We start from the raw sequence: 12844 nt of genomic DNA on the forward strand, positions 1-12844 counted from the left end.
TAACGGCAATAGATGGCTGAAATTTGGAAAAGCAAAAAGGATGCTATAACTTTGTGGAGTCGTTGCAGGGGGCATGGCGACATGTGGATATAATACTAGGAACGTGGGGGGGCTTACAGCGCTGAGCGGAGAAAATCGGGGGCATCTGAAAACAATGCGGGCATATTTTTTCCGACTTATTATAATAAAAACAAGATGCACCAAAAGACCTAAATCTTCCGGTGCATCTCCTTAAAATTATGATAATGCAGGGTTACTTCCCTATCACAATCTTCTGTCCATCAATAATATACACGCCTTGCGGCAGACCGCTGAGCGTCGTTGCACAATCGCGGACAAGAATGCCGTCGAGCGAGTAGACATTGGCAGGATGGGCTTTGTCGATTTGGATATTATCGATACCGTCGACGATGGTTGCTGTGACGGGCAGCGACTCGCCCTGGTCGTAAACCACACTCAGCTGATATGAATGTCCTGTCTTGCCGTCGCTCTCTATAGAGAATGTTGTAGCATTAGCACCTGCGGTAGCCACGAGCTTTCCATCGCGATAGATGTTATATCCCTCAATAACGAGCGTAGCTGGTGCGTAGGTGATGTCGTCAAGCATGAAAGCTAAGGCATCGTTAGCCACGGATACGACGCGGATGGCGAAGTAGCGTGCACCCTCCGGCAAATCGATATTGTATTCTGTCCAGTTCAGGCCACCGGGAACATTCTGTATGGTCTGTAAGCTTGTGAAAGCTGCCTGGTCGGATGTGGTCGTGGAATACAATACTTCGAATGTCTCGGGATACAACGAGGCCATACTCTTAGCGAAGAAGTTGATAGTCTGCGCCTTGCCCGAGAGTTTGGGGCTGATGAGCCAGTCGTTGGCTTTGTCGGCATACGACGGACTCGGGTCGAAGGCCACAAGATACTGATTGCCACTGTGAGGAGTGAGGAATTTGCGGAATCCGAGGTCGAGGGTCTCATAGCGTGTGTCGAACACCTCGAATGCCATTGGCTTTCCGGCGTTAGGAATCCAGATGTCGGAATATTGCATGGTGTTGACACCATCGCCGTCGTAGACCGTCCAATTGCCAATGCCGTCAGTAATCCAAGGCTCGTAGCTCTCAAAGTCGTCAGTCACTGGTTTGTTGTCTATCACGGGTGCCGTCCAGTTCAGCGTAGCAGTGTTCTGGTTCTCTTGAACGGTCAGCTCAGTAGCCACAGGATAATCCGGCTTACTGGTTCTCACGTTCACGGCTTTCGTTGTATAACTTATCTCACCCTCATCAGCACCGAATGTAACCTTTGCCAGCAGCTGGACGGAATCCTTCGTTTCGGTCACTGATGGATGATAGTTGAAAGTAAGTATCGTGTCGGCAAATGCCTCGATTTCCTCGCCGCTGAGACTGTCGACAGGCTCGCCGTCGGCATATAGCATAGCCTTCCAGCCGTCGACAGCCTCCACACCATTATTCTTCACACTGGCACTTATCGCATTGTCCTGTCCCATGCGGACTACGGCCGGGTCTTGCAGCTCTGCCGATAGGTCACGGGCCTTGAAATCGCGCACATTGATGTCGTCGATGACAAAACGGGTGTTAGTGTCGTTGCCTCCGCCTACAAACGCCAACGTTATGTATTTGGCATCTTTGAGCGGTGTAAGGTCGAAGAATGCCGGACGCCAGCCCACCTTGCCGTTGTCTGATGCCATATCGATGGTTCCAAGATGGGCCACGGAGTCGGTCTGCACTTTCGCGCCGACGCTTATTCTCACATCCTTGCCGGGAACAGCGTAGTAGTAGAACAGCAGTCCGGGGCGGCTGGCTGTAGAAATGTCAATCTTACCTGAATTCAGATATCCTTCACCACCTTGTTCAGATGCTTGGAAGAAAGTAGAACCCGGTGTGCTCTCGTTGCCGCCATCGTAGTTGATGAGGAAGTCGCCACCATCATATTTGGCTCCAAACCACCACATCTTGTTCTCCATGCCTCCATTAGGGAATCCCTCGTGGAACGGCAGTTTGTAAGGTGTTCCGGCAACGATATAGTTGCTCGTTCCGAGCTCGCCAATACCTCCGGCATTGGCTGCTGCCACGCCGTAATAGAGAAGATACTGTTCGCCGGTGCGTGCCGACAATTTGTCGCTGAACTGGCGGTCGGTGATATTACGGATCATGTTGTTGCCGTTTCGGTCGTATACATTATATTTCAGACTCGACAAATCGGCGTAGCCACCGTGCTCTCCCACCGTTGATGTCGGCGCGTCCCAGGTGATGAGGAAGTTGTTTGTCTGGTCTTTAATCTTGATGTTTGTGGGCATGAGCGGTGTGTCGATGCCTATCCATGCCGTAGCAGAGGCTTCTGCCCCGCGTCCGCTATTATTGTAAGCAACGACACTGTATTCATGGTTGCCGTTCGAGGGCTTGTCATCGGTGAAAGTAAGATGATCGCCCGGATTTACGTTTCTGAACACGTTAATCACTTTGCCATCCCTCATCAGTTCTACACTGTCAAGAGCAGTCGTCAGTGGTCCGGCCTTATACGATTTTGTGGGTGCGTCGAATGCAATATCGGCTTTGAGAGCGCCTTTGTCGGCGGGAGTGACAGTTATATTAGTGGCCTTACCCGGTGCAGCAAACAGAGTGCCCTCTGCTATGCTTATGGAGTCTACCGAGATTGTCCAGTTGTTTTTCTCGCTCAGCGCATGGAAGCCCAAGTGATAGTCGCCCTCCTCGCCGGTGGTTATCTCCTGCTCATAGGTGAGATTGCTGCTGGAGTTGAACTCTGTAGGTTCGAGCATGACATCGTATGTCGTCGGGTTATCGCCGGTTCCTATGGCCATGGCGAGTTTCTCGGTGTAAGTCTCCGATGCTGCCTTGAACTTGAATCCGATGACGTAAGAGCGGTCGTTCTTTAGGTGGATGGCAGGAGTGATGAGCCAGTCGTCGGCATCGTTTTTCTCACTGCCGAAGTATCGTGCATCCTGATAGCCATAGTTCCATGTGCTGCCGTCGTGATTGTTGTCGATGACGGTGAACAAATCGAAAGACGAGCGACTGTCGAAATCCTCGAAATAAGGTGCTTGCAGGGCATCGCCGTAAACTACGCGGGCTGATGACGCACTCTTGCCCTCATGTTTTCCGTTGACTGCCTTTACATTATAATAATAAGCTGTAAGGGGCTTGTTTGCAGGCAGATGGTCGGTGAATGTTGTTGCCTTAATACCTTTGGCTACAATGGTGTCGTCGGGCTGCCGTGTGACGGTATAAGTAATATCAGAGGCATTGACGTAGCCGTCGTGAACACCAGCCGTTGGCGCTTGCCAACTGAGAGCAACAGTTCCCTGAGCCTCATTGGCCGTAACGGTAATAGCTTTGGGCTCCAGTGGCTCGTCAGGACCAATCCACATGGAAGTCTGAGCCTTGGGACTCTTTCCTTTGTCGTTGCTGAGAGTTACTTCTATCGTTGCTGTGCCCTCCGGAGCATTTTCGACATTTGCCGTCACCACAGCTCCTGGCGTCGTCGTCCCAGTAGCCTTCTCCTCGCCGTTGATGCTGATGGCGTAGGTGATAGTGCCTTCAAGTTGGCTGCCGTCGTATGTCGTAGTGGGAGCCGTGAAACTAACTGTACCGGTCGTTGAGCCATTAGTGAACGATGCGCTGAGAGTGGTGACCGCTGCCGGAGCTTCATCGCTTGCCTCAGGAAGGAGAATGTATAATCCCGTAACCTCCTGAGCATCATTGAAGTCGGTCACCTTTGTGGCAGCACCTGTCTCGGTGTCGACGGTGTAGAGAGTAGCAGTGCCGTCGCTGAGCTGGGCTGCCCAATAGAGGATGCCGGTTTTAGGGTCGAAAGCGGCGCTCTGGGGAGCTGTACTGACACTGACTCCCGTTTCGCCGACCTGCTCATAGTCGAAGGTGTCGCCATCAATCTTGTAGAGAATGCCATCGCTGCCTATACCATAAATCTCGCCATCCTCATTAGCTGCCATACCCACCATGCGCAGGTCGCCAAGGTCTTCGTTGGCTGCATAGCGATATTGCATGCTGTAGTCGACATAGCCTAACACCCATCCATCGCCGTTGTCGTTGACAAAGCAACCGTCAACCTGGTCGTTTACGGGGTCATAGGTGAGGTCGGAGGCTACTAACGTGGCATCGTCGTAAGCTTCTTTCGTGGTTCGTTCCCATGTGTTGGCGTCATATTCGTAGTATACCACTTTTTCCTCGTTAGTGAAAGGATCGGTATATCGGGTGACGAAATGATAAGTGCCATCGTTGTAGTAAGCTCCGCCGTTGGCATAGAGGTCGTTGCTCTCTACTATCGGGGTGAACGTGGTGTTGTCATTGGCCGTAAAAGAGTAGATACCGAAAGGGAACGACTGGGCACCACTGTTCAGCAAGTCCTCCCACGACTTTGCATAGATTACGTTGCCGTAGAGCTTAGTGCCTGCGGCCGTAGTGTAAAGCGGTGTCGCCGCTTGTGACTTGTGTGTCGTGTTAAAATTTTTGGGAACAATTGGCAATGGTTTTTGACCAGTCCACCGCTGCGGTGTCTTGTCGTTAAAGATACCATGCCTTACGCGTTTTAACTTGGCATTGTCCACTTTTGGAAGTGTCTCTGCCATATCCGTCCGCACCTTATGCAAGGTTTGAGCCTGCATGCTTATCGGCACAACGCATGCCATAAGCAAAGTACTGACAAGAATTTTCATATTTTTTTCATTTATTAGGAAGTAAAAATTTTATTGGTTTGAGGGTGCAAAATTACAAAAAAATACGAAATAAGCGACAATTTTCAGCTATTTATTCGTTTCCGTGTGGACGAATTTAGGTTCATCAGCTTCGCATAACCTATAGACGACTGGCCTCATAGTCGCTTTTTGGGGAACTATGGTATTTGGCTTTTTGGTTGAAGTTTAAAATCTAATGTCGGTGGGGCTATTGCCACCAGAAATGAGTAACACCGGGGATTTGCGGGGAATGGCGGATTCGCTAAGCTTTGGGGCTGTCGACATGAATATGAAAGGTCTTTATCTTGTCGAGAACCTTCGGGTCCATGGGCTGACGACCGGAATCTTTCATGCGGGTGCTCATCAGTCGGACTATGACCTCATCGGCCTTGATGTTCTGAGTGTTCTGGCTAAGAGTGTAGATTGTGCCATTGCGGTGATGCGACTGCGATGCGTAGACGATGCCGCAAGTTTCCATCCGTGAGAGACACTGTGTGAGTTCGGGACGGGAGAAAAGGGTGCGTTGCTGCAACTGCTTGAGACTTAGCGGACTATGGCCTGCCTGCTGTCGGTCGATGAGAATGTCGAGGATGATGAGGCACTGAGCGAGAGACTCATTCATCGTGTATTCTGTAGTCTTGTCGACGTTGCCTATAGCCAAGTCCTGATTGGCGTGGGTGAGTTCAGCGCAGCCAATGCTGATATACCATGAAATCTGCAACCACAACAAAAAGAGAGGAATAGCGGCTAAGCTACCATAAATGATGCTGTAGCTCGTGACGAGAACCTGCAGATGGACATACGCCATCTGGAGCAGCATGATGCAGACACTGGCTAAAAGCGACGGCCACAGAGCATGCCGGAAAGGCACCGGAGTGTGTGGAATGCCGGTATAAACGCACAGAAAGAACAGCCATAGCAGCAGGATGGGTCCGATAATGGCTGTAGCCCAGTGCATGATAGGAGTGATGTACTGGATGGCTGGGAGGTAGTCGAGAAGAACGTAGCTATAGATGGTGAATGAGCTGCAAAGGATGATGACGATGGGTGCACAGAAGATGATGGCAACATAATAGATTAGCCGCTTCTGCAATGGCAGGTCTTCCTCGACTTCCCATATATCGTTGAAAACCCTCTCTATATCCATAAACAACCGGAAGACGCTCCAAAGCATGACGGCGATACCAGCAATGACGATGACGCGGGTGTGGACATACTGGATGTAGGACTCCGACAGGCTCACGATGGCTTTGTAGACTTGAGGTTGGGCCGAGAATACATACTTGCACCAAGAGAGGATATAACCCTCGAATCCTAATCCCTTACCGATGGCGAAGATGATGGCAAAGGCAGGGATAAGGGCCATGAAAGTGTTGAAAGTGAGTTGGGCGGCATAGTCCCAGTGACGCTTGACGAACAGATTCCGGTAGAGCAGATAACCGCGCTGTAGCAGATAGCCTCCAAAGTCGTCGCGCCACGGCAGACTGTAGCTCGTCTCCATCTTCACGCGGAGTTTGCGGATTATGCTGCGGAAGTGAATATTCAGTTTCTTCATACAGATTCGGTTAGTATTTCAGAACGGGCAGCGAGAGAATTCAATATCCCATGGCGAGGAGTGGTGCTACAATCCGGCCTATTGACTCCAATCCACGCTTGTCATCATCGTCGAAAGCATCAAAATCCTCGCTGTCGACATCGATTACGGCAACGACCTCATCGCCATTGATGACGGGTACGACAATCTCGGAATTGGATTGCGACGAACAAGCAATATGACCGGGGAAACGGTGCACATCGGGAACAACGAGCGTCTGGGCCTTAGCCCAGGCAGTGCCACAGACTCCCCTACCCTTCTCAATGCTGTAGCAAGCCACCGGTCCCTGGAATGGTCCGAGCTGCAAACAACCATCCTTTACGATATAGAAACCAACCCAAAAGAAACAAGGCATCTCCTCCTTCAGCAACGCAATCACATTGGCCAAAGCTCCTACCACATTGTCTACGCCATCGACCAGACTCCTCGTCTGCACCGCCATCTGCTCGTAAACTTTATTCTTGTCCATTGTTGCTTATCTTTTCGCTATCTTCTATATTTTTGAAGTAGCAAATGTAGTAACTTTAATCGGAAACAACAAATTTTTCATTCATTATTTGCCTCCTGCTGATAACGCCGCATTTGAACTGCTGAATGGTAAACAACAGTTAGGAGACGATAAGGTCAATGCATCAAGAGCCGGAGAGTTGAAAGTAATATAGAGGAACACTATTTTTCAATTCTTAGCTCTTCTTATTAAATAATTTAACATTGGTAATGCATTTTCTTTTTAAGGGTATTGCATAGGTATCGCACACGTCGGGCGTTATCGAGCATAATCAGGCGTTATAGGGCGTTCGCTTTTTACCATGTCTTTCCCTATATTACCCAATAAATCATTGATATATAAGCTAATAGATTCCTAACTCGTTGGTATATAACGAAAAAAGGAAGCTCACATTGGTCTTCCTTTTTCAGTGCTTTGCGGAAGGTGAGGGATTCAAACCCCCGATACCACGTAATGGGTATACCAGATTTCGAGTCTAGCGCATTCGGTCACTCTGCCAACCTTCCTTGCTTTGTTTGCGGATGCAAAGGTAATGAATATTTTGGAAACTAAGAAAAATTATCCATTATTTTTTCATCTATTGGCAAACTTCAGTTCATTATAGCCCGCTGTTATCCATATTTTTTCATCTATTGGCATACTTCACTTCATTATAGCCCGTTATTATCCATATTTTTTTCACCTATTGGCATACTTCAGTTCATTATAGCCCACTATTATCCATATTTTTTTCACCTATTGGCAAACTTCAGTTCATTATAGCCCACTAATCGATCATATCGTCCGCCAAGGGGGCGGTAGTAGACAAAGGCTTGATAACGGTTTTCCGTCTGATAGAAGTTGCCCTCATAGGGGAGTCGCGATATTTGTCCGTCGGCCGATGTCATTAAATACTGATAGTTGTAATAACCGAATTTAAGTGGTATAACAGCCTCGTAGCGTTGAGAGTTCGGGTTGTAGTTCATTTTGTATTCCGGCAGAAAACGGTCGTTGGTGAACCATCCGTTGACGTAGACGTCGGCTCCTTTTACTTCGGGGCACTGGAGCTGAAAGTGGACGAGCATATAATCACTTTCGTTTTCGGCATTATAGTTATCGGAATTGCGGAGTAAGAATGCGCCGTCGGCATCCTCGTCATATACATAATATGGCCTTGAGGTGTTGATGAATGGGTAGGCATGATATTCGACGGAGTCCCACGATATACGATCGACCCCCATCGATGCAGCGTCGGTCTGAAGTATTTCGAATTTATGATATTCGTTGCCGGCCGGAAAGATTAGTCCGCGGTTGTGTTCCCATCTGAGTTTTCCGGCCATAATATATTGTGGTTTCAGATTGACTCGCGCATCATGCCATTGTCCGTTTTGCAGGACAACGGTTTTTATTTGCGATTCGGGCTGGCTGACGTTATAGTTGTCGAAGCTCACTTCCATGCTAATCTGCTGGTCAGTTTGATTTATCGAAGCGTCGGTGTTGGTGGTGGCACTAAGGCTTACTCCCATCGATTTTTCTTTTGGCTCGGCAACCATGAAATAAGCTTTTATTATGGGGTCGTCATTGTCGTTGTTGTCGTAAACAGTCACGAGATAGTTGCCCGAAAGCAGTATGCCGCTGATATTGAACTTGTAATGTGTGTATTCTTTTGTCGTAAGGAGTGACTCCTTGACATCCTCTATGATGTTGTCGGACGAGAAATCGCAAATATAATCGCTCTCAAAGAGTTGGTCGTTGACGGTCCAGTCGGCATTGCAAGGTTGTATCTTATATGCATAACGGTGGTAGGTGTGGGTCATATCGTCGAAACCAATTTCGATACTTCCACCAAGCTGCACAACCGGCATCGACTGCCAATTTTGATCGGCAACAACGGTAAGGGACCGGATGTTCGGGGCTAAAACCTCATTGCGCTGAGCAAAGGCGCAAAGCGGTGTTAAGGCTATGAGACAGATAGATATCAGTAACTTCATCATAATAGAATTTCGTATGATTATTATTGCTTTGTGGTCCACCCTGCCCGAATGTTCAATACAAGCAAGTTGATTAGTATATTTTGCTTAGTCGCGAGAGCAGCTCTTCGGCCATACTCTTCCTAATGGAGATGGTAATGGAGCAATTGTTGTCGAAGTGCTGCGCTACGATTTTTGCCGGCATAGATTTAATAACGTGCATAACAGAGTTCATCATGGGATAAGTGAACTTGTATTCTATTTTCTCCTCGACAATACGGTCCTCAATCTTACAGTGGCTGATGGCGTCGGCAGCGGCTGTGCGGTAAGCGACGATGAGTCCGCCGGTACCTAAATTTACACCGCCGTAATAGCGTATGACGACGATGAGTATGTCGGTGAGTTCATTGCTGTTAATTTGTCCAAGAATTGGCTTTCCTGCTGTTGACGACGGTTCGCCGTCATCGTTGGCACGAAACTCATTCCTCTCAGGACCAACCATATATGCATAACAGCAGTGGCGCGCATCATAATACTTCTTCCGATATTGCTTTACGATTTCCATGGCCTCATCGGCTGATTCTATGTGATGCGCAAAGGCGAGGAACTTACTACGTTTCTCGGTGTAGTAGCCCTCGCCAATGTTATTGTCTATAGTTCTGTAGGTATCTTCCATCAATCGAGTTTGTGGACAATAAGACCAGAACGGAGTTTCGGTTCAAACCATGTTGCCTTTGGCGGCATAATCTTTCCGCTGTCGGCGATGTTCATAATCTGCTTCATGGTGACAGGATAGAGAGCCAGAGCCCAGCGCATCTCACCATTGTCGACGCGGCGTTTGAGCTCCTTCAGTCCACGGAGTCCACCAACGAAGTCGATGCGCTTATCGGAACGTAAATCCTTGATTCCCATAAGCTTGTCGAGGATCAGACGGCTTGAGATGTCGACATCGAGCACACCGATTGGGTCGTTGTTGTCGTAAGTGCCCTCCTTAGCTTTCAGACTGTACCATTCGCCGTCGAGATAGAGAGAGAACTCATGGAGCTCTTTTGGACGGTATTCGTCGGCACCCTTCTTTTCGACAGCGAAGTCGTCGCCGAGTTTCTTGAGGAATTCCTCCGAAGTCATTCCGTTAAGATCCTTCACGACACGGTTGTAGTCGAGGATAGTGAGCTGTGACTCCTGGAAGCATACAGCCATGAAGTAGTTGAACTCTTCTTTACCGGTGTATGTGCCCTTAGCCTTAGCCTCTTTGGCTTTCTCCTCACCGACACGATATGCAGCTGCTGAGCGGTGATGGCCGTCGGCGATATAAAGGCTCGGCATCTTGCTGAACTCACGTGTAATAGTATCGATATCGTTCTTGTCGCTGACAATCCAGAATTGATGGCGGAAGCCGTCGATAGGAGCTATGAAGTCGTAGACGGGCTCTTCCTTGGCGTATCTGTTGAGCAGGTCGTTGAGAACACTGTTGTCGGGATAGGCGAAGAATACCGGCTCCATGTTAGCGTTGGTGGCAAAGACATGCTTCATTCTGTCGTCTTCCTTGTCGCGACGTGTAAGCTCATGACGCTTGATGACCCCATTGCGGTAGTCGGGAACATAAGCTCCAAGGACGATTCCATACTGGGTCTTGCCGTTCATGGTCTGAGCATAGATGTAGTAGTGCTCATCCTTGTCCTGGACAAGCCATCCGTTGTCCTGGAATTTCTTGAATTGCCGTGTTGCCTCCTCATAAACGCGTGGATCGTACTCGCTGGTGCCCGGTTCGAAGTTAATTTCCGGTTTGATGATATGATAAAGACTCATCTCGTTGTCACCAGCCTCCTGACGGGCCTCCTCAGAATCGAGAACGTCATACGGACGCGATTCTACTTTCTCAACAAGGTCCTTAGGCGGACGAAGTCCTCTGAATGGTTTAACTGTTGCCATAGTTAGAATGATGTTTTATTATGTTATGAATTAGTTGATAAAAAACTATTTACTGTTGCTGACGCACAATCTCCATGAACTCCTTGCCCAGTTTGTCGGCCTCCTCTAAGGTGTGGGCCTCACTGTAAACTCTTATAATCGGCTCAGTGTTGCTCTTACGGAGGTGAACCCACTTGTCGGGGAAGTCGAGTTTCACACCGTCGATATCCGTGACATGTACATCCTTTTCTTTTCCGTACTTCGCCTTAACATTATTAAGAATAGCGTCGATATCCGTTGACGGAGTAAGGTCGATGCGGTTCTTGGCGATGAAATACTGTGGGAACGTCTTTCTGAGCTCTGATGCTTTAACCCCTTTCTGTGCTAAGGAAGAGAGGAAGAGAGCTATTCCCACGAGGGCATCACGTCCGTAGTGAAGTGCCGGATAGATGACTCCGCCGTTGCCCTCACCACCGATTACAGCACCAACTTCCTTCATCTTCGTGGTCACATTGACCTCACCGACGGCTGCTGCATAGTATTTGCATCCATGTTTCTCGGTGACATCGCGGAGAGCGCGGGTGGAACTGAGATTCGATACTGTGGTGCCCTTAACGTGGTCAAGAATATAGTCGGCTACTGTTACAAGCGTGTACTCCTCACCATACATTTTGCCATCCTCCTGAATGAAGGCCAAGCGGTCGACATCAGGGTCAACGACGATGCCAAGGTCATATCCGCCTTTTGCCATCTCACCCATTATTCCTCCGAGATTCTTCTCGAGAGGTTCTGGATTATGCTGGAAGTTGCCATCGGCAGTTCCGTTGAGGAACTTGTAGTCAACATGCAGAGCGTCAAGCAGTTTCGGAAGAATTATTCCACCGACAGAGTTGATTGAGTCGACGATAACCTTGAAGTGTGCATTGCGGATAGCAGTGAGATCGACGAGGCCGAGGGCTGTAACGGCCTCAACGTGTTTCTGGTCGTAAGTATTGTCCTCAGTATACGAGCCAAGAGTGTCGACATCAGCAAATGTAAAGTCCTCTTTATCAGCAATCTCAAGCACTTCGTTGCCGTCATCCTTTGTAAGGAATTCGCCTTCGTTGTTGAGTAGTTTAAGAGCGTTCCAATGGCGCGGATTGTGGCTTGCGGTTATTATTATTCCACCATCGGAATGGCTCATTCTGACGGCAAGTTCTGTTGTTGGTGTTGTGGCGAGACCGATGTTTATAACGTCAGCTCCCATACCCATCAATGTTCCGCACACTACATTCTTAACCATCGGTCCGGAGATGCGTGCATCGCGACCGACGACAATCTGCAATTTCTTTTCTGGATTCTTTCTTCCGATGAAAGTGGCGTAAGCCGAAACGAATTTCACAATGTCAAGCGGATTAAGCGTATCGCCTGACCGTCCACCGATTGTTCCGCGTATGCCCGATATGGATTTGATAAGTGTCATATTCTTAAAATTTTAAATTTATCTTCCACGCTCGAAAGTTATCTCGTAATAGCATGGATAAACGGCTGTTGTAGCGTTCGACTGTCCTTGCGTCGACGGGACTATAAGCCTGACCTTTGCCAACTGATCCGTGGCATTAGCCGGACGTCCCACATTGATGAATGCAAACGGCACTAACCATCCCGACGGCACAGCGGTACCTGATCCTGTAGAACCATAGATTTGGTACATCAGACTCGACTTGGTATCGAAATAGCCAGAGAAGGTTCCACTGGTGTTCGTTACGGTCATCTTGTCGACAATGGCCTGATAATAAAGCACATTATTCGTCGACTGGATGCTGTCAGGACCATTGAGGATGTTCACCTCCGTGTATCGGCATAGAACTCTTGTCGTCTCGCCACGCTTAATCTTCTGTCCGCACCCTTTATTTACAATCTGCATGTAAATGCCTGAATTATGGAAGAATACATATTCGTTGGCAGCTGTATCGGTGACAGAGTCCTTGGCATAGAACTCCGATTCGCTGATGACCTTAATGTGCTTTGTGCTGATATAGCTCTTAATAGCTTTATTCTCACTTTCAAGCTGGTCAGCATAAGTCTCATCATCGTTGCATGATGTCAATGTTGCTGCCACCATGGCGAGTAATAGGAGTAGTGTCGTTAAGTGTTTCATCTATAATAGTTTGAATCTTTAA

8 protein-coding genes and 1 tRNA gene are annotated in these 12844 nt (G+C 48.5%); all 9 read right to left on the reverse strand.

Annotated elements, in window-relative coordinates:
- Positions 1-253 precede the first annotated feature (253 nt).
- Positions 254-4702, reverse strand: coding sequence for a choice-of-anchor J domain-containing protein (locus LDN30_RS10585; RefSeq protein WP_223929457.1), 4449 nt, complete (start codon positions 4700-4702; stop codon positions 254-256).
- Between the two features lie 280 nt (positions 4703-4982).
- Positions 4983-6275, reverse strand: a complete 1293-nt coding sequence (locus LDN30_RS10590) for a YihY/virulence factor BrkB family protein (protein ID WP_223929458.1) — start codon at positions 6273-6275, stop codon at positions 4983-4985.
- A 40-nt stretch (positions 6276-6315) separates the two neighbouring features.
- On the reverse strand, positions 6316-6783 hold the full coding sequence (gene msrC / locus LDN30_RS10595; RefSeq protein WP_223929459.1) for a free L-methionine (R)-S-oxide reductase MsrC: 468 nt from the start codon (positions 6781-6783) through the stop codon (positions 6316-6318).
- Between the two features lie 456 nt (positions 6784-7239).
- A tRNA-Ser gene (locus LDN30_RS10600) sits at positions 7240-7328 on the reverse strand.
- 225 nt (positions 7329-7553) lie between these two features.
- Positions 7554-8795, reverse strand: a complete 1242-nt coding sequence (locus LDN30_RS10605; protein ID WP_223929460.1) for a type IX secretion system plug protein — start codon at positions 8793-8795, stop codon at positions 7554-7556.
- 70 nt (positions 8796-8865) lie between these two features.
- Positions 8866-9447 carry an IMPACT family protein gene (locus LDN30_RS10610; RefSeq protein WP_223928125.1) on the reverse strand — a complete coding sequence of 194 codons (582 nt, stop codon included), beginning with the start codon at positions 9445-9447 and terminating at the stop codon, positions 8866-8868.
- Positions 9447-10703, reverse strand: a complete 1257-nt coding sequence (locus LDN30_RS10615; RefSeq protein WP_223928124.1) for a DUF1015 domain-containing protein — start codon at positions 10701-10703, stop codon at positions 9447-9449. The genes LDN30_RS10610 and LDN30_RS10615 overlap by 1 nt, the downstream gene beginning before the upstream one ends.
- Positions 10704-10752: 49 nt before the next feature.
- Entirely contained in the window at positions 10753-12144 is a 1392-nt protein-coding gene (glmM, locus tag LDN30_RS10620; RefSeq protein WP_223928123.1) for a phosphoglucosamine mutase, read from the reverse strand.
- Between the two features lie 18 nt (positions 12145-12162).
- Entirely contained in the window at positions 12163-12822 is a 660-nt protein-coding gene (bamK, locus tag LDN30_RS10625) for a BamK family beta-barrel-assembly machinery protein (RefSeq protein ID WP_223929461.1), read from the reverse strand.
- Positions 12823-12844: the final 22 nt, after the last annotated feature.

It is taken from the genome of Prevotella lacticifex (assembly GCF_019973375.1).
In the GTDB taxonomy this organism is placed as follows: domain Bacteria; phylum Bacteroidota; class Bacteroidia; order Bacteroidales; family Bacteroidaceae; genus Prevotella; species Prevotella lacticifex.

What these genes read in the sequence shown, in the direction of transcription:
- LDN30_RS10585 (WP_223929457.1), bottom strand. Translation starts at nt 4,702, where the DNA reads ATGAAAATTCTTGTCAGTACTTTGCTTATGGCATGCGTTGTGCCGATA.
- bamK (WP_223929461.1), bottom strand. Translation starts at nt 12,822, where the DNA reads ATGAAACACTTAACGACACTACTCCTATTACTCGCCATGGTGGCAGCA.
- msrC (WP_223929459.1), bottom strand. Translation starts at nt 6,783, where the DNA reads ATGGACAAGAATAAAGTTTACGAGCAGATGGCGGTGCAGACGAGGAGT.
- LDN30_RS10590 (WP_223929458.1), bottom strand. Translation starts at nt 6,275, where the DNA reads ATGAAGAAACTGAATATTCACTTCCGCAGCATAATCCGCAAACTCCGC.
- glmM (WP_223928123.1), bottom strand. Translation starts at nt 12,144, where the DNA reads ATGACACTTATCAAATCCATATCGGGCATACGCGGAACAATCGGTGGA.
- LDN30_RS10610 (WP_223928125.1), bottom strand. Translation starts at nt 9,447, where the DNA reads ATGGAAGATACCTACAGAACTATAGACAATAACATTGGCGAGGGCTAC.
- LDN30_RS10615 (WP_223928124.1), bottom strand. Translation starts at nt 10,703, where the DNA reads ATGGCAACAGTTAAACCATTCAGAGGACTTCGTCCGCCTAAGGACCTT.
- LDN30_RS10605 (WP_223929460.1), bottom strand. Translation starts at nt 8,795, where the DNA reads ATGATGAAGTTACTGATATCTATCTGTCTCATAGCCTTAACACCGCTT.